We start from the raw sequence: 19,318 nt of genomic DNA on the forward strand, positions 1-19,318 counted from the left end.
GGCCACCAGATGGGCACCCCAAACGAACGGCAACCGCAGACATATCGCGCCCGCCCCGAGCCAGGGCAACTCGTGGAGGTGCGTCGTCGTCAATGGGTGGTGGCCGACGTCGACGCCGCGGGGCTGGAAACCGGCGCTCCCCAACACTGCGTGACGCTATCGTCCATCGACGAGGACGGTCTCGGCGAGGAGCTGCAAGTCGTCTGGGAAATCGAGCCGGGTGCTCAGATCATCGAGCGCGCAGGCCTGCCCTCGGTGACGGGGCAAGACGATTCGAGCGTGCTCGACGCTTTCCTCGATGCCGTGAGGTGGGGCGCAGCCACCAACGCCGACCGCGGGTTTCTCCAGGCTCCATTCCGCAGTGGCGTCAGCATTCAGGACTTCCAGCTCGATCCGCTGGTGCGTGCCATCGACATGGCTCGCGTCAACCTGCTCATCGCCGATGACGTCGGTATCGGCAAGACCATCGAAGCTGGACTGGTCATTCAGGAACTGCTGCTGCGGCACCGCGCACGCACCGTCCTGATCGTCTGCCCCGCATCGCTTCAGGAGAAGTGGCGCGTCGAGATGCTTGAGAAATTCGGACTCGACTTCCGCGTGGTGGACACCGACTACATCAAGCAGCTACGGCGCGAACGCGGCATCCACGCCAACCCGTGGACGTCGCATCCGCGTCTCATCACGTCGATGGATTGGGCGAAGAGTGGCGAAGGATTGCGCGCCATGCGCGACGTGATCCCTGCGCACGTCGGCCATCCGCGCAAGTTCGATCTCCTTGTCGTGGACGAAGCCCACAACGTCGCGCCCGCCGCAGGCGCGCACTACGCGCTGGAGAGCCAACGCACGCGCTTCGTTCGCACCATCGGCCCACACTTCCAGCATCGTTTGTTCCTGACTGCGACGCCGCACAACGGCTATACCGAGTCGTTCACCTCACTACTGGAATTGCTCGACGACCAGCGTTTCGCACGCAACATCCTTCCCGACGAAAAGCGCCTCGGTCAGGTGATGATCCGTCGCCTGAAAAGCGATCTGGTCGATGCGGACGGCAATCCCCTGTACGCCCGGCGCACCTTGCAGGCGCTCGAAGTTCCGTACTCGGCGGAGGAGCGCGAGATCCATCGCAAGCTGGACGCCTACTGCGCCAGCCGCGAGAAGGGCGCCGGGACCGCGGGCATCGGGTTCGGCACGGTCTTCGTCAATCGCCTCCTCAAAAAGCGGCTGCTCTCGTCGCCTGCGGCGTTCGCGTCCACGCTCGAAAAGCACGTTGCGTCGCTATCGCAAGCGCGTCCCGAGAAACCGGACGCGATGGCCGAGCGCATCCTGCACAAGGCCATCCTGAAGGTCGACGAGGACTATGCCGACGACCGGGAAGTCGAGAACGCCCAAGCTGAAGCCATCGAGGAAGCCACGCGCCGCTCGATGCCCTCGACGGCGGAACAGCGAGCGATGCTGGATGACTTGAGGGCGTGGGCGCAGCGTGCCCGCAATCAGGCCGACTCCAAGGCGCAAGCCATCCTCGACTGGCTCGCGGTCAATCTCAAGACGAACGGCGAGTGGAACGACCGCCGGGTGATCCTGTTCACCGAATACCGCACTACGCACCAGTGGATGCAGCAAATCCTGGCGAGCCACGGTTTCGGCGGCGAACGTCTCGGCCTGCTCCACGGCGGCCTATCCCAAGAAGAACGCGAGCCCATCAAGGCCGCGTTCCAAGCATCGCCGAAGGATTCGTCCGTCCGCATCCTGCTCGCCACCGATGCCGCATCCGAAGGCATCGACTTGCAGAACCACTGCAATCTGCTCATTCACTTGGAGATTCCCTACAACCCCAACGTGATGGAGCAGCGCAACGGGCGTATCGACCGCCACGGACAGCGCGAGAAGGAAGTGCTGATCTGGCACCCAGTCGACGGCGGCGGCATGAACGGCGCATCGGTCGGCGGGCACGGCGAAGACATACTCCGTGCTCTGCGGAAGCTGGACTCGATGCGCGCCGACATGGGCAGCGTCAACCCAGTCATTGCGCCGCAAATGTCAGGTCTCATCGAAGGCTCGCTGAAGGAATTGGACACCCGCATGGCCGAGGCGCGGATCGCCCGCGCCAAGAACTTCGTGCGCGCCGAGCGCGAGTTGAAGGAGCGCATCGCCAAGCTGCACGAGCGTCTGCTCACCACCAAGCGGGATTTTCACCTCACGCCCGACCATGTTCTGATGGCCGTGAAGACCGGGCTCGCGCTGGCGGGCCGTCCGCCGCTGGAACCCTTTGAACTGACGGGCGCACCTTCGGGAAGTGTCTTCCGGATGCCCGCACTGTCCGGCTCGTGGGCGCGCTGCCTGGAGGGGCTGCGCCACCCGCACACCCAGAAGATTCGGCCCATCACCTTTGACCATGCCGTCGCCAGTGGCCGCGACGACGTCGTGCTCGTCCACCTGAACCATCGCTTGGTGCAGATGTGCCTTCGGCTACTGCGAGCCGAGATCTGGGCGCATGACGATGTAAAGAAACTGCACCGCGTCGCTGTCCGCAGCGTGCCGGATGGGCTCATCGATGGCCCGGCCGTGATCGTCGTCTCGCGGCTGGTCGTCACCGGCGGCAACCACCATCGGTTGCATGAGGAACTGACTCTGGCGGGCGGCTACCTGCGCGACCAATCCTTCCGCCGCGAGGAAGGTGTCACCCGCGTCCAGCATTGGCTAGACGAATCCAAGCCGATCACGGCGGATCCGTCCCTGTTCGACACGCTGCGCGTCCGCTTAGACAGTCATCAGGAAGCCATCCTGAAAGCCGTGGATGTCCGTTCCAAAGAGCGGCTCCGCTACCTCACAAACACGCTCCAGACCCGCAAGCAGCAGGAGGTCGGCGACATTGGCGCAGTGCTCGACGAACTGGAGAAGGCGATCCAGTCCGAGTTGAAGAAGGGCGAACAGCCCGAACAGTTCACGCTCTTCACCGAGGACGAGCGCTCGCAACTGCGGCGCGACACTGCCGCGCTGGAAGCGCGCCTCGCGCGCATCCCTGACGAGCGCAGGACGGAGACACAGGCCATCGACGCCCGCTACGCCAAGCTCGACGACCGCACCTTTCCGGTTGCAGTGATTTTCATCGTGCCCGAATCTGCCGGAGGTGCCGCATGACCATGCACCACGACTGGCTCTCCCTCGTCGAGATTTCCGGCCCTTTCCTCGCCGTTCCCGTCCTGAAGGAAGCCTTCCCGCAAGGGCTGGACGAACTCGATGGCGGCAAGCGCAAACGGTTGCGCCAAGCCTACGACGAATGGCGTGACGCGCTGGACACGGACGACCCTGACTTCGCTGATCTGCACGCGGCATGGACCGACGAAGTGCTATCGCGCGGACTGGAACTCGACGAGGACCGTCGCGGCGACGTACTGCGACGCAATGACTGGTGTGCCGCGCACGTGAACGTCGCGCTGCCCGAGCACGGCATCAGTCTGTCGCCGGACTTTGCCGTCGTTGGGAACGGCGACATGCCACTGATGCTCATACACGCCTACGGGCCGGACATCGACCTCGATGCCACCCGGAAGATGGACGGCTGGGCCAGCACACCGGCGGAACGCATGGTGACGCTCTGCCGCGCCACCGGCTGCCGCCTCGGGCTGGTGACCAACGGCGAACGGTGGATGCTGGTCGATGCGCCAGTGGGCGCAGTCACCACCTTCGCCAGTTGGTACGCACGCATCTGGGCTCAGGAACCCTTCACCCTCCAAGCCTTCGTCCACCTCTTGGGTATCCGGCGCTTCTTCGTCGACGAGTCGGAACGGCTGCCAGCGCTCTTCGATCGCTCACTGAAGTTCCAGGACGACGTGACCGACGCCCTGGGCGAGCAGGTCCGGCGCGCGGTCGAAGTGCTGATCCAGTCGCTCGACAAAGCCGATCAGGACCGCGACCGCGCACTGTTGCATGGCGTGAAGGAAGCCGAGATCTACGAAGCTGCGCTTACGGTGATGATGCGGCTGGTCTTCCTGCTCTCCGCCGAGGAACGCGGCCTGCTGCTCTTGGGCGATGAACGCTACGAAGCCAACTATGCGATCTCGACCCTGCGCATGCAGTTGCGCGCCGAGTCCGACGAGATTCTGGAACGCCGCTGGGATGCGTGGTCGCGTCTGCTTGCCGTTTTCCGCGCCGTATACGGCGGCATCGAGCACGAAAACCTACGCCTGCCGGCGCTCGGGGGCTCGTTGTTCGATCCGGATCGCTTTCCATTCCTCGAAGGCCGAGCGAAAGGCTCTGACTGGCGCACCGACGTCGCCAAGCCGCTGCCGATCGACAACCGTACGGTGTTGTTGCTGCTCGAAGCCATTCAGCAATTTCAGGGCCGCACGCTGTCGTACCGAGCGCTGGACGTGGAGCAGATCGGCTACGTCTATGAGGGTCTGCTGGAACGCACCGTCAAGCGCACCGCCGAGGTCACGCTGGAACTCGATGGCACCAAGAGCGCCCAGTCCCCCTGGGTGAGGTTGGCCGAACTCGAATCTGCGAGTCTGGATGGCCGGGACCGACTGGCCGAACTGCTGCAGCAGCGTTCCGGCAGTTCCGCCAGCCGCGTTCGCAACGACCTGGCTCGTCCCGTGGACGATGCGCTTGCCGATCGCCTGCTGACGGCCTGCCACGGCGACACGGCGCTGCGCGACCGCATCAAGCCGTTCGGCCATCTGGTACGCACCGACCCTTGGGGCTACCCGTTGGTCTATCCCGCCGGGGCCTTCATTGTCACCACCGGCTCCGAACGGCGCGAGACCGGCACCCACTACACGCCGAAGTCGCTCACCGAAGCCATCGTCGCCGAGACGCTCACGCCCATCGCCTACGTCGGTCCGGCGCAGGGTACGCCGCGGGCGGGCTGGGTGCTGAAGTCGCCTGCCGAACTGCTCGACCTGAAGATCTGCGACCCGGCGATGGGTTCGGGCGCGTTCCTCGTGCAAGCCTGTCGGTGGCTGGCCGACCGGCTGGTGGAGGCTTGGGCCATTGCCGAAGTGCAAGGGCACGCGGTTGGCATCGATGGGCGGGTTGTGGCCACCGACGCCAACGTCGAGGCGCTGCCGCGCGACAGCGAAGCGCGCACCGTCGTCGCGCGCCGCCTCATCGCTGAACGCTGCCTCTACGGCGTCGATCTGAACCCGCTAGCGGTCGAACTGGCCAAACTCTCCATCTGGCTGGTTACGCTGGCCAAGGGCCGCCCCTTCGGCTTCCTCGACCACAATCTGCGCTGCGGCGATAGCCTGCTTGGCATCCACGAGTTGGATCAGCTCACCCAGCTTTCGATGAGCCCCACAGGCCAGGGCCAACTGCGCCTGTTCGGGCAGAATATCGAGCAAGCCGTGCGCGAGGCCACCGAACTGCGCTCTCGCCTGCGCGAGATGCCTATCCGCGACATCCACGACGTGGAGGTGATGGCGCATCTGGACGCCGATGCGCGCCGCAGGCTCGAAGTGCCGGAAAGCATCGCCGATGCGTTCATCGGGGAGGTCTTGGCTTCGGGTGGCAATAGTGCGGGGCTGGAGAACACGCTGACCTCGCTGACTGTCCAGGCTGGACAGGTCATCGACGGCGACCGCGACGTGCTCGCCTCGATGCACCGGAGGTCGATTGCCGCGCTCTCGACCGATCTGCCCGCCGACAAGCCCGCGCGTCTGCCTTTCCATTGGCCGTTGGAGTTTCCGGAGGTGTTCGCGCTCAAGCGCGGTGGCTTCGATGGCATGGTCGGCAATCCGCCCTTTCTGGGCGGTCAACGCATCACTGGCGTCGCGGGCACGGCATTCCGCGATTGGCTGGTTGCCCATATCGCTGAGCGGCGGCGCGGCTCTGCCGATCTGGTCGCCTATTTCTTCCTGCGTGCTTGGAGCCTGTTGCGCGATGGAGGCGGATTTGGGCTGCTCGCAGTCAATACCATCGCGGAAGGCGACACGCGGCAGGTCGGGCTGGAAGCGATGGTCGGCGCGGGTGCCGTCATCCATGCGGCATACCCGAACGAACCTTGGCCGGGCAAGGCGGCGGTCGTCACCAGTCGCGTGCATGTCCACAAGGGCGTGTGGCAGGGCGAACGCTCGTTGCTCGGACGACCTGCTCCCTTCATATCGGCCTTTCTGTCCGATCGTGAAGAGTGGAGTCCAGAAAGACTGAAAGCGAACGAAGGTCTTGCATATCAGGGTTCGATAGTGCTCGGCATGGGCTTTGTGCTCGCACCCGGCCAGGCTCGCAGGATGCTGGACGCCGATCCAAGAAACGCCGAAGTGGTCTTCCCTTACATCAATGGCGATGACCTCAATTCAGACCCCGGGCAGCAGCCGAGCCGCTGGGTAATCAACTTCTGGGATTGGCCCGAAGAAAAGGCGAAGACATACGCACTGCCCTACGAGTGGCTGGTAGAAAACGTAAAGACGGAGCGCCTTGCCAACAACGACAAGGGGGCACGCGAAAAGTGGTGGCTGTTTCTCCGAGCGCGGTCTGAGCTGTACCACGCCATCGGTCGTGGCCGCCATTTCGAGCGTCACCCGGATGGTTGGTCGCCCGCCAGTCGCCAACCGCCGCGGGTGCTGGCAATCACTCGCGTGAGCAAGACGCTGGCGTTCTCGTTCGTCGATTCCAACATAGTGTTCTCCGATGCGACTGTCATGTTCTCGCTCGGTCGCGGGCGGGACTTCGCGCTCTTGCAATCAAACATCCACGCCGTCTTCGCGTGGCAGCACGCGTCACGCCTCAAGAGCGACTTGCGGTATAGCCAGACGGATGCGCTTGAACCGTTCGTCTTTCCCGATGGTTTCAGTGGCGCACAGAACGACCCGCTTGATGGCTTGGGAGATCGCTTTCACCAAGCGCGCATCGACGTCATGCTAGCCGATCGCATCGGCCTGACCAAGGTCTATAACCGCTTCCATACCGACACCGAACGCGATCCCCGCTTCCACGGGCTACGCGCATTGCAGCGCGAAATGGATGTAGCCGTAGCGCGCGCCTACGGCTGGAACGACCTCGACTTATCGCACGGCTTCCACGAAGTACCTTACCTGCCGGAGAACGACCGCGTCCGCTTCACCATCTCGGAAACCGCGCGCGTCGAAGTGCTGCGGCGGCTGTCGGAGTTGAACCGTCAGCGATACCAGGAAGAGGTTGTCCGTGGCCTGCATGGCGACGCCACGCCACGCGCTTCGACCCGTGCCCCACGCGCCAGTAGCACCACCAGTACCGCAACAGTTCAACCCTCGCTCGACTTCGAAGCCATTCCCGCCAATGAAGGCCAATACCTCAAAGTCGCCGAACCTCGCGCCAACTATCACGCTGGCCCAGCCCACGCCATCGCCGAATATCTGAGCGCCCATCCCGGCTGGCACGCCAAGGCCGATGTTCTCGCTGCTACCGGCATCACGGACGGCCAATGGAATGCCACGATCACCGACCTGATCTCGCGCGGCAGAGTCGAGCGCCAGGGCGAGCGGCGCGGCGCTCGGTACCGCCTCATTGGAGATGGCGCATGACACCCCTTTCTGCCGATCGTCCCAGCATCGACCCTATGGACGATCTCTTCGGCCATGCGCCATTCGCAAAGAGCCTGGCTGAGAGCATTTGCCGTTATCCGGGCAGCGATGGCCTGGTACTCGCCCTTTACGGCCCGTGGGGTTCAGGCAAATCCACGGTGCTCGCCTATGTCAGCCATTACATTGATCAAGAGCCTGAAGAGAGCCAGCCTGTCGTTGTAGCGTTCAATCCTTGGTGGTTCTCCGGGCAGGAAAACCTTGCACGCGCATTTCTCGGTCAACTCCAAGCAGTGCTACCTAGCAGGAGCGATAAGTTCAAGAAGTTGGGCGATCTGCTGGGCGACTTTGCGGAAGGTGTGGGCGGACTGATCGACCTTTCTGGCGTAACTGGCGGTGCAGCCGGCACCATCGGAAAGTTCATCGCGAAGCTGACCAAACGGAAGCCGAAAGACGTTCCGGCCTTAAAGGCCGAGATCAGCCAAATATTGAGGGATGCCAAAAAACGCATCTTGGTCGTCATAGATGACATTGATCGCCTGGCGCCAGATGAAACACGGCAGTTGTTTACCGTCATCAAGGCGCTGGCTGACTTCCCGAACGTTGTCTACTTACTGGCCTTCGACCGTGATGTCGCCGCGCAGGCCATCGAGCAGCAGAGCGGCCTACCTGGCGAACGCTATCTGGAGAAGATCATTCAGGTGCCGTTCGAGTTGCCACCCATCGATCGCGTGGCGTTGAGGGCTGCCCTGTTCAAGCGCCTCGATCAGGTACTGGGCAACACGCCTGATGGTCTGTTCGACCAGTCTTATTGGACGAATGTGTTCTTTGATGGCATCGACCCTCTGATAAAAGTGCCACGGGATGTCGTTCGCTTCACGAATACTCTGTCAGTGACGTATCCGGCGGTGCGTGGAGAGGTCAACCCCGTCGACTTTATCGCGCTCGAGGCGATCAGAGTATTCCTGCCTGATCTGTACGGGGTCGTTCGGGCGAATTCCGAGAGGTTCTCCGGCCACAGCCGTGACGCGAGGTATGAGGGTGATCGGAATGCAGCACAAGCCTTCCATCAGACATGGGCAAATCAGGTGACGGAGTCGCTGCGAGCCAGCACCAAAGCACTGCTGGAGCGCATCTTTCCGAAGATCGGTCAGATGGGGCACGGCTCCGAGTGGTTGGCTGAATGGCGCAGAAATCTGCGGGCCTGTCACCCCGAAGTATTCCCGATCTACTTCAAACTCACCGTGCCTCTTGGGGCCGTACGCCGTAACGAGATGATGGCCTTACTGAGCCTGGCGGCCTCGCCAGTGGATTTCGGCGACGCACTCGTCCGCGCCAAAACAGAGCGGCGCCCGGATGGCCTATCGAAAGCTCGCGCCCTGCTTGAACGCCTAATGGATTACGTCGAAAAAGACGTGCCTGCCGAGCACATCTCGACGGTCATTCAAGCTCTCTTCAACGTAGGCGATTCATTGATCGATCCTGCCGATGAGCGGGGGATGTTCGACTTCGGCAACGTCTCACGCGCGTCTCGTCCCGTATATCACTTGCTAAAGCGCTTGCCTGCCAATCAGCGCGTCGGAGTTTTGGATGCGGCCATCAAGGCAGGTATAGCCGTCGCAGTTCACTCGTGCGTGCTGCGAGAGTTGGAGGACGACGCCACCAAGGCGAAGGAGTCGGGCGAGGTCACACTGCTGTCGCCTGATGAAGTCGCGCAACTGAAAGCCACTTGGCTCGATAAGGTGCGTACGCTTTCGTGTGAAGCTAGCTTCATAGTTCACCCGGAACTATCCAGGCTGCTCGCGGTGTGGCGGCAATGGGGTGATGACGCCGAGGTGCGAGCGTGGTGTGGCCGATTCACTGAGTCCGACGATGGACTTTTGGCGTTGCTGCCGAAATTCCTCCAGCACACCAGATCCCAGACCATGGGCGATTGGGCCGTGCGCCTTGAGCCTCGCCTCAATCCGACATGGCTGGAGAATTATCTCGATACTGCCGCTTGTTCCCAACGATTGGCTGAACTTACAAGGAAAGGAATGATTCCCGGTGAAGCCGAGGAAGCCGTTTCCCAATTTCTGAAGGAGTTCGAAATGCTGAGAGCGGGGAAGAGCCCAGATGGTTTGGGTGCATTCGATGAGTGACGGGGAAATCATGTCCGAGAACAACACCGCCGATAAGGGATCGACCATGCCGACGTTCGAGATGACCGTCGACCTCAACGTCCTCGAACATCTCGGCATCAACCTCTACAGCAACATCGCCGCCGTTCTCACGGAAGCGGTTGCCAATGCTTGGGATGCGGATGCGTCGAGCGTGCAGATTCGCGTCGATTCGAAAAACGAATGGATCGAGATCGAGGACGACGGTATCGGAATGTCCGTCGATGACCTGAACGGTAAGTATCTGCGCGTCGGCTACCGCCGCCGTGATGAGGATGCGGAACACGGACGCAAGACGGCCAAGGGTCGTCCGGTCATGGGCCGCAAGGGGCTCGGCAAGCTGTCGCTGTTCTCCATCGCCAACGTCATCGAAGTGCAGTCCGCCAAGAATGGGGGAAAGCACGGCTTTCGCATGAGCGTGCCGGGTATCCAGCAGGCGGTACAGGAAAAGCGGGCATATCACCCAGAGCCGCTGACGACCGAAGCACTCACAGTAACGCTAGGTACGAAGATCATGCTGCGCGACATCAAGCGACAGCGTCTCGGCAAGGGCGTTGCCGCGCTACGCAAGCGTCTGGCCCGACGCTTTTCGATCATTGGTCCAGCCAACGGCTTCGAGATCAAGATCGACGGCCAGCCCATCACAGCGGCGGATCGCGGTGATTTGCCCAAAGTCCAGTTTCTCTGGACGTTCGAAGGTTACGAGCCGGAAGCCAATTCCATTGCTCACGTTGTCGAGCGCGAATCGCTGCCCGCGCGGTTCGAGGCTTGGGATTCGGGATGGCGCGTGAGCGGCTGGCTCGGCACCGCGCGTAAGCCGAAAGACCTCGACGACGATGAAGCGGGCAATCTAAACGGCATCGTGGTCTTTGCCCGGGGCCGCCTTTTCCACGAGAACGTCCTCGACCGTCTGAACGACGGACGGCTCTACACCAAATATCTCACCGGTCAGATAGAGGCGGACTTCCTCGATGCCGACGATCAGCCGGACATCGCCACTAGCGACCGCCAGCGCGTACAAGAGGATGACGAGCGATACATCCAGCTGATCGTTTTCCTCGGCTCGCAGCTCAACAAGCTCGAAAAGCGCTGGAACGAATGGCGCAGGAAGCACGAGGTGGAAAAGGCCAAGGAAACGTCCCCCGCCCTTGCCGAATGGTTGGACACGCTCCGTGAAGGCCACAGGAAGAACGCGGAAACGCTGATCGCCAAGCTGAGCGCACTCCCGGTGGACGACGAGGAAGACCGCAAGACCCTCTACAAACACGGCATCCTTGCCTTCGAGCGCATGAAGTTGCGCGGCTCCACGGATGAATTCGTGAGCGGCGTGGAGAGCGCCGACAAGTTGCTGGCCGTGCTTGCCGACCGCGATGCACTCGAGGATTCGCTCTACCGCGACATCGTGCGATCAAGGCTCGACGCCATCCGCGCCTTCCAAAAGCTTGTCGATGACGACGAGAAAGAAAAGGTGCTTCAGAAGTACCTGTTCGACCACCTATGGCTGCTCGACCCCTCGTGGGAGCGGGCGACTGGAACCGAAGTCATGGAAACGCGCCTGCTGGATTCAGGAATCGTCGTCGAAGATTTGACCGAGAAGGAGAAGCTCGGCCGCGTGGATATCAAATACCGCACGACAGCAGGTAAGCACATCGTGGTTGAATTGAAGAAGGGTCAGCGGACGATGAAGCTGCTTGAACTTCAGGAGCAGGGCCAGACCTACGTGGACAAGCTCAAGAAGATTCTGCTCGCTCAGAACGAGCCGACGCCAAACATCGAGGTCATATTCGTGATCGGGAAGCCAGTCGATGAGGAAGCGTCGAATCCAGACCGCCTCAAGTCGTCGATGGCTGCCGTGTCGCCGGGCAGCCGCATCGTTCACTACGACACGCTGATCCGCGGGGCGCAGGTGGCCTATTCGGCCTACATCGACAAGAGCAAGGAACTCGACAAGCTCGAAAACATCGTGAACAGGATTTGAGGGGCAGCGGCATGGCGACGACCAAGAAGGCCACCCGAAAGAAAATCGCACCAGCGGTGCGAGAACCCCTTGCGACCAAGGATTACCCGGCCTTGCTGGCCGAGGTAAAGGCGCGCATCCAGTCCGCGCAATACGCGGCGTTGCGCGCGGTCAATAAGGAACTGGTCGGTCTGTATTGGGACATTGGACGGCTGATCGTGGAGCGTCAGCAAAGCGCAGGATGGGGCAAGGCCGTGGTGGCGCAGCTCGCCGCCGACCTTCAAGCAGCTTTTCCAGGCACGGGTGGTTTCTCGGCCTCCAATCTGTGGCGGATGAAGAGCTTCTTCGAGACCTACAGCGGCGCGGGAAAACTCGCACCACTGGTGCGAGAAATCGGCTGGAGCCACAACCTGGTCATCCTCGAACGCTGCGGGGATGCGCAGGAGCGCGAGTTCTACCTGCGCATGGCGCGCAAGTTCGGCTGGTCGAAGAACGTGCTCTCCCACCAGATCGACAACCAGAGCTACGAGAAATCATTGCTTGGCCAGACCAATTTCGACCAGACGCTGACCCCGGCCCTGCGCGCGCAAGCCAAGCTGGCGGTGAAGGACGAGTATGCCTTCGATTTCCTCGAACTGGGCGAGCAGCACAGCGAGCGCGAACTGGAACGCGCGCTGATCGCCCGCATCGAGGAGTTCCTGCGCGCGATGGGCGGCATGTTCGCCTTCATGGGTAGCCAGTACCGGCTGGAAGTTGAGGGGAAGGAATATTTCATAGACCTACTTCTGTTCCACCGGAGGCTGCATGCGCTGGTCGCAATCGAGTTGAAGATCGGCGAGTTCGAGCCGGAGTTCGTGGGCAAGATGCAGTTCTACCTCGCCGCGCTGGACGCGCAGGTGCGGCAGGAGGATGAGAACCCGTCAATCGGCATCATCCTGTGCAAGGAGAAAACTCGCACCATCGTCGAGTACGCGCTCCGCGAGGCGCGCAAGCCCATCGGCGTGGCGACTTACGAAATCACCAAGACGCTGCCGAAGAATCTGAAAGACCAGTTGCCGTCTCCGGAAGCCATCGCCCGCCTTCTGGAGAGCATATGAATGACGCACTGGTGAGTGACGCCAACGCATGGATTGCTGTCGATCACGGTTTCGGCATCAATCGCAGGCTCGCGCCTTACACCCTCGTCTTGAAGGGCGATCGCTCCCTGCATCAGGCCATCGCCGAGGACGATTGGGTGCTCGTGCTGAACCCTGCTGGGGAGATCGTCCGCGCCGGGCGCGTGCTGCGTCTTCGTTCCGACCTCGGAGCCACGACGCTTTTCTTTGACCGGCTGTCCGCCGCCGACGCTCCGGTGGCGGTCGCCAACGTCTCGCTTGTTCCTCCGTCGGCGGGCAACGTCGGGCGCATCCAGTGGGACGAGTTCGTAGCGGCCTTGTCCACGGCGCTGCACCAGACCGTCACTGGCATGCCGCCGGTCGAGGATCGCGCCTACATCCGTGAACTGCTGCAACTGGCCGTGGTGGACGATCTGCTCGGTCCGGCGGGTGGCCCGCACGAACGCATCGTGGACATGGGTGTGCGCGACCGTTATCTGGTCGGCAAGCTGGCACCGCGCGACGATGCTCAGGGAGGCATCGAAGGTCTGGAAGGCCCGCTGGCCGAGGACGAGGTCGAGGAACCCACCGACCCCATCGTGCCTGGCCAGCACGAACCCGGTGCCGAGTTCGGCACGGCGACGGGGCGGGTGGAACCCGAGGACGGTTCGGACGAAATCGACGCGGCCAGCAATCAGTCGCTGGTGCCCAGCAGCTTCGGCATGACCTTCTGCGTGGATGGCGACGCCGAGCAGATCGAGGTCGAGGCGCGATGGGGCAGCTACGAGCGTATTCCCAACGAGGAACACGAGCTGACCCGGCCCAACGGGCAGAAGGTCAAGATTTGGCAGCGCATTCCCTGCGGCGGGAAGCTGGTTCTGCCACTCACCGAAGGTGGGATTCCCCATCGGGCACCGGACGCGGGTCGTCCGGCGGTGCGGATACAAGGCTCCGTCCGTGCCAAGAACGCCAATGGCGACCGCTTGGTGACGCTGTTCCTGATCAACGCGCAGGAGGAACCCGATACCAACCGCGATACGGCGTGGCTGTTCCAACCGGAGCTGATCGTGCGAGCGGAAGCGGAGGCATCCAAGCGCGCCATCTTCCGCCGCCGCCCCGTGCTCGACGCCAACGGGGACGACCAAGAGCGCGAATCGCTGGAGATGATCTACCGCAATCGCGTGGAGTTCGCAGTCGGACATGGCGTCGCCGTCCACGCGGAGACGGCGGACGACGTGACGCTGGCCACCGAGGTGCGCACCACCGTGCTGCCGCAGTACGAAGTTCAGGTTACGGAGACGCCGGGCCTTGATCCCACCGACCGTCCGGCAATGAAGGAGATGCTGGCGAGTGGCCTGCTCGACATGCAGCGGCTCGCCACGCTCGGTGTCGCCGAGTTGGTCGATGCACTGAACGTGCTGACGAAGGACTACGCGGCGTGGATTGCCGAGCAGCGCGAGCGTATCGGTGAGGACGTGGTCGGATATGACGCACAGGCTGCGCAGGCGATGGATCGCTGTCAGGAAATCCAGTCGCGCTTGCAGCAGGGCATCGACACGCTGAAGAACGACGAAAAGGCACTGGCCGCTTTCCGTTTCGCCAACCGGGCGATGGCAATCCAGCGCGTGCGCAGCCTGTATGCGCTCGAAGTGCGGCGTGGACGTGACGTGGCAGTCGATCAGTTCGACCTCCCGAAAAACCGGAGCTGGCGTCCGTTCCAGTTGGCGTTCCTGTTGCTATCGATCCCATCGCTGGCCGACCCCATGCATCCGGATCGCGTGCAGCCGATGGAAGCGCATGCCGATCTGCTGTGGTTCCCAACCGGCGGCGGCAAGACCGAAGCCTATCTGGGTGTGGCTGCGTTCACGATGGCCATCCGCCGCCTGCAAGGCAAGCTCGGCTGCTACGACAACTCGCGCGGTTTGGCTGTGATCATGCGCTACACGCTGCGTCTGCTGACCCTGCAACAATTTCAGCGCGCTACTGCGCTGATCTGCGCGATGGAGATGCTGCGGCGAGAGGCGCTGGCCAGCGGCGATTCCGCCTTGGGTAACGAGCCGTTCACCATTGGTCTATGGGTCGGCAACAAGGTGACGCCAGGAACGACCGAGGACAGCCACCGGGCCATCGACGACATTCGCAACCCCGGCAAGCACCACGCCGGGGCGGCGTCACCCGTGCAGCTGACCAGCTGCCCTTGGTGTGGCTCCGACATCGCGCCGGGGCGCGACGTGGAAGTCGACAAGAACCGCGGCCGCACGCTCGTCTATTGCGGCGACAAGAAGGGCCACTGCGATTTCTCTCGTGGAAAATCCAGCAAGTCGCCGCATCCCGGTATCCCGGTGCTGACGGTGGATGAGGAGATCTACCACCGCCCGCCAACGATGATGATCGCCACCGTGGACAAGTTCGCCATGATGGCGTGGCGCGGTCAGGTGCGCACGCTATTCGGTCGAGTGAGTCAGGAATGCGAGCGCCACGGATTGCTCTGGCCTGACTGCGAATGCAATACAGGTCATCGTGCTGCGAAAGGATTGCCTGCGGCGGCGGTGAAACCTGCCGGCCGTATTCGCCCGCCCGATCTGATCATCCAAGACGAGTTCCACCTCATCAGCGGCCCTTTGGGCACGATGGTCGGGCTATACGAATCCGCCGTCGATGAACTTTCCGGCTGGACGCTGGATGGCAAGACGGTGAAGCCCAAGATCGTCGCGTCCACGGCGACGGTTCGAAAAGCCAAGGAACAGGTGAACAACGTGTTCATGCGGCGCGTGTCGGTGTTCCCGCCGCCCGGCTTGGACGTGGAGGACAACTATTTCTCGGTGCAGCGCCCGATCGAAGCGCGGCCCGGACGGCGCTATCTCGGTGTGTGCTCGCCGGGCAGCTCACGGCCCGCGATGCTGATCCGCGTCTATACCGCCTTCCTCACCGCCGCCCAAGCCTTGTTCGATCGCTTCGGCGAGCCCGCCGATCCTTACATGACGATGGTCGGCTACTTCAATTCGCTGCGCGAACTGGGCGGGATGCGGCGTTTGGCCGAGGACGATGTGCAGACACGTTCCTACCGCGTGCAGATGAGCATGGTCGAACGGCCCGCACTCGCGCAGCGCAGCGTCAACAACATCCGCGAGCTGACTTCTCGCGTCTCCAGTCAGGACATCCCGAAGTACCTCGACGATCTGGAGGTCAAGTTCAAGGCCACGTTCGACGCGGCTGCTGGGAAGTACGTGACGAAATGGAGCGAGGGTGACACCCGCGCAATCGACGTAGTGCTGGCAACCAACATGCTGTCGGTCGGCGTGGACGTGAATCGCTTGGGCCTGATGGCGGTCAATGGCCAGCCCAAGGGCACGGCTGAATACATCCAGGCCACCAGCCGCGTGGGCCGTTCGTTCCCCGGTCTGGTCTGTACCGTGCTCACATGGGCGCGTCCGCGCGACCTATCGCACTACGAGACCTTCGAGCATTACCACGCGACCTTCTACAAGCATGTGGAAGCGCAGTCGGTGACGCCGTTCTCGCCGCGTGCAATGGATCGTGGCCTGACCGGCGCGCTCCTGAGTCTGATGCGCCTGGAGAACGACGCCTTCAGCCCGAATGTGGGCGCGGGCGAGCTGGACAAGTCTGACAAGCCCGAGATCCTCGATGCCATCGACGTGCTGGTGAGGCGGGCTTGGAACGTCAGCGAGACGACCGCCATCAAGAGTCTGGCCGAGCGTGAATTGAAAGAACGCGCGGACGAATGGGCGAAGGCAGTAAGCGTCCCCGGTCGTACGCTCGCCTACGAAAAGCGCGGCGCACAAGCGGCGACGATGGTCGGGCTAGTCAAGTCGCCGGGCATACATGCGTGGGACAACTGGACGGTGCCGATGTCGATGCGCGAGGTGGAACCCGGCGTGCGCCTGATCATGAATACGGGACACATCTCGGACGACCACGGGTGGAAGCCCCGTCCAGTGTCGAAGGACGAGGACTGACCATGACCTCCAATAGAACCCCTGTCGGTGAGGTCCGGCCCAGTCAACTGCTCTGGACGTACGGGCCGGGCGCGCTGATCGACCTGCCGAGCCTGTCGGTCGTGACGCTGGGCATCGACCAGTGGGAGAAGGATCGCTGCCAACCCATCTCTGAACCACGCCTGCTCACCGCCGTCCGTAAGGTTCTCGGTGCGCAGGTGGAGAACCTGCGCGTACCGCCGTTCCAGAAAAGCGAACTCGTCGATCCGTGGTCCGCGGAATCGAACATCGGTGTCCCCGTCCGTCCGTTTCCGCGCTGGATGCGCTGCGTGAAGTGTGGCCTGCTGTCGCCCTTCGACGCCGGGCTGTTCGAGATAAAGGAAAACCGTTTCCGCCCAGAGCGCACCCGCTTCGTCCACAAGGGATGTCGTGGCTCCAAGGGCGATCAGCCCGCGAGGGATGCCGACGCTGTTCCGGCGCGCTTTCTCTTGGCCTGCCGCGACGGACACCTCGACGATTTCCCGTGGCACTACTTCGTCCACGGCGGCAACAGATCGTGCAAGGGGACGCTACGCTTTTTCGAGAGTGGCGCTTCGTTGCAGACCGAGAATCTGTGGGTAAAATGCGATGCCTGCAGTGCATCGCGCAGCATGGCCCACGCCTTCGGCAAGGCTGGGAAGGAGAACCTGCCGAGTTGTCGAGGCAGGCATCCCCACCTCGATCATTTCGACGAGGAATGTGACGAGGACGCGCGGGCCGTCCTGCTGGGTTCGACTAACAGTTGGTTCCCGATCACGCTGTCGGCGCTCGCCATCCCGCAGGCCAAAGACCCGCTGGGCCAACTGATTCAAGACGGATGGGAGTTCTTCGACGATTTGGATTCCGAGGTCGCCGTCGCCGTGACGGTGAAGACGCTGAAGAAGACGGGAGCCTTGCCGGGTATCGACAAGTACCCGTCATCGGACATTTGGGCGGCTATCGAAGCCCATCGTAGCGGTGGCGGACAGGATGCGGTTGGCGAAGCCGACATCAAGGGACCGGAGTGGGAAGTGCTGACGGCGGCCAACCCGCCTGCCGACTACCCGCACTTCATGAGCAAGAAGGCGGGCACGCCCACAGGCTTCGAGAACCAGATCGGCAGGGTGTTGCTGCTCGAAAGGCTGCGCGAGGTCAATGCCCTACTGGGCTTCACTCGGGTGGAAGCACCCGAGGAATCGAGCGATCCGAACGAGCGTCCGCAGATGGCGGGTCTCGCACGTCGCAGGCCGGATTGGGTTCCGGCGAATCAGGTTCACGGCGAAGGCATCTTCATCCAGTTCGACGAAGCGGCGCTGCAGACGTGGGAGGCGCAGCCTGGCGTCACGCGTGTGGATGGGATGCTTGAAGGTGGTCATCGCGGATGGCGCAATTCGCGCCACCTCGACCCGAACGAGGGCTATCCCGGGATCCGGTACGCCATGCTCCACACGCTCTCGCACCTGCTCATCCGCGAACTGGCCCTGGAATGCGGCTACAACGCAGCGAGCATCCGCGAACGCATCTACGCCGACGTGTCGTCGGGCGCGAATCCACAAGCAGGCATCCTCATCTACACGGCGGCTGCTGATTCCGATGGGACGCTGGGCGGCCTCGTCGATCTCGGCAAACCGGAAAACCTCGGCCGACTGCTCCGACAGGCGCTGAATCGATCGAAGATCTGCTCGTCCGATCCGCTCTGCTCGGAGCACGACCCAGGCAAAGATCGCTCGCTTCACGCGGCGGCCTGCCATGCGTGCAGCCTCGTCGCCGAGACTTCCTGCGAGCGGGGTAACCGTTACCTCGACAGATCGTTACTGGTGCAGACCCTCGACAGAGGGGATGCCGCGTTCTTCACGGGGCTGTGACATGGAAAGGCTGCTGGAAGCCGTGACAGCCGTGGTCTGTCTCGTGTCGCCGGAGAAGGTTAGAGCACTGGCAGGGGCGATTCGGAAGATTGAGGCTATGAAAGCGAACGTCGCCTTGTCAGATGTCGTTGGCACGGCCGCGGCCAAATCGGTCATCGAACGGCTCGTCGAAGCGTGGCGGGCCACGTCGATTGGCTCCAGCGAGTTGGCCTCGATGCTGCTCTCCGCCAGCCATGCATTCGAGAACGTGTCGAAGCAGCAGTCCACCGAACTCGTATGGACGGGGCCGACGACGCCGTTCGTTTCCGCGCGTCGCACCGAGCAGGCGCTGCTGCAAGTCATCGGGGCGGCCAAGCAGACCCTGTTCGTCACCAGTTTCGTCGCCTATGACGTCTCGACCATCGTGAAAGCTTTGAACGACGCGAGCACGCGCGGCGTAACTATTTCGATGCTGCTCGAATCATCACAGGATCACGGGGGCAGCGTCTCATTCGACGTGATCGGCAAGATGCGGACACTGGTTCCAACCGCGAAGCTCTACGCTTGGCGTGAGCGGGCAGCCCCGTTCGCGGACGGGAGGGTCCACGCCAAGGTTGCGGTAGCTGACGGCGCAGTCAGCTTCATCACCAGCGCCAATCTGACGGGCCACGCGATGGAGCAGAACATGGAAGCTGGGGTGCTCATCCGCGGCGGACACGTCCCCAAGACACTCGATGACCATCTGCGATATTTGGTCGATACGAACCTAGTCAAGCTCGTCTGAACAGTGTCAC

Annotated in this window: 8 protein-coding genes; all 8 read left to right on the forward strand. The window is 62.5% G+C overall.

Translation table 11 applies throughout. The features are described from left to right. The first annotated feature begins 9 nt into the window (after positions 1 to 9). From drmD to drmC, 8 genes are read left to right on the forward strand one after another with little or no spacing between them, the layout of a single operon-like run. Positions 10 to 3,138, forward strand: a complete 3,129-nt coding sequence (gene drmD, locus ACOOHP_RS01230; RefSeq protein ID WP_420464646.1) for a DISARM system SNF2-like helicase DrmD — start codon at positions 10 to 12, stop codon at positions 3,136 to 3,138. After that, positions 3,135 to 7,499, forward strand: coding sequence for an Eco57I restriction-modification methylase domain-containing protein (locus tag ACOOHP_RS01235; protein ID WP_420464647.1), 4,365 nt, complete (start codon positions 3,135 to 3,137; stop codon positions 7,497 to 7,499). The genes drmD and ACOOHP_RS01235 overlap by 4 nt, the downstream gene beginning before the upstream one ends. Further along, entirely contained in the window at positions 7,496 to 9,637 is a 2,142-nt protein-coding gene (locus tag ACOOHP_RS01240) for a KAP family P-loop NTPase fold protein (RefSeq protein ID WP_420464648.1), read from the forward strand. Before ACOOHP_RS01235 ends, ACOOHP_RS01240 begins: the two co-directional genes overlap by 4 nt. Positions 9,638 to 9,647: 10 nt before the next feature. Further along, the gene (locus ACOOHP_RS01245) at positions 9,648 to 11,633 is read left to right on the forward strand and encodes an ATP-binding protein (RefSeq protein WP_420464649.1); all 1,986 of its coding nucleotides are present in this window, start codon (positions 9,648 to 9,650) and stop codon (positions 11,631 to 11,633) included. Positions 11,634 to 11,644: 11 nt separating this feature from the next. Continuing rightward, positions 11,645 to 12,709: a PDDEXK nuclease domain-containing protein gene (locus ACOOHP_RS01250; protein ID WP_420464650.1), complete on the forward strand. Its 1,065-nt coding sequence runs from the start codon at positions 11,645 to 11,647 to the stop codon at positions 12,707 to 12,709. Next, entirely contained in the window at positions 12,706 to 16,683 is a 3,978-nt protein-coding gene (gene drmA / locus ACOOHP_RS01255; RefSeq protein WP_420466925.1) for a DISARM system helicase DrmA, read from the forward strand. The genes ACOOHP_RS01250 and drmA overlap by 4 nt, the downstream gene beginning before the upstream one ends. 2 nt (positions 16,684 to 16,685) lie before the next feature. Then, complete coding sequence (gene drmB / locus ACOOHP_RS01260; protein ID WP_420464651.1) at positions 16,686 to 18,545, forward strand: DrmB family protein; 1,860 nt, start codon at positions 16,686 to 16,688, stop codon at positions 18,543 to 18,545. 1 nt (position 18,546) lies between these two features. Beyond that, the gene (drmC, locus tag ACOOHP_RS01265) at positions 18,547 to 19,308 is read left to right on the forward strand and encodes a DISARM system phospholipase D-like protein DrmC (RefSeq protein WP_420464652.1); all 762 of its coding nucleotides are present in this window, start codon (positions 18,547 to 18,549) and stop codon (positions 19,306 to 19,308) included. Positions 19,309 to 19,318 lie beyond the last annotated feature (10 nt).

This window comes from Panacagrimonas sp. (genome assembly GCF_965216805.1).
In the GTDB taxonomy this organism is placed as follows: domain Bacteria; phylum Pseudomonadota; class Gammaproteobacteria; order Nevskiales; family Nevskiaceae; genus Panacagrimonas.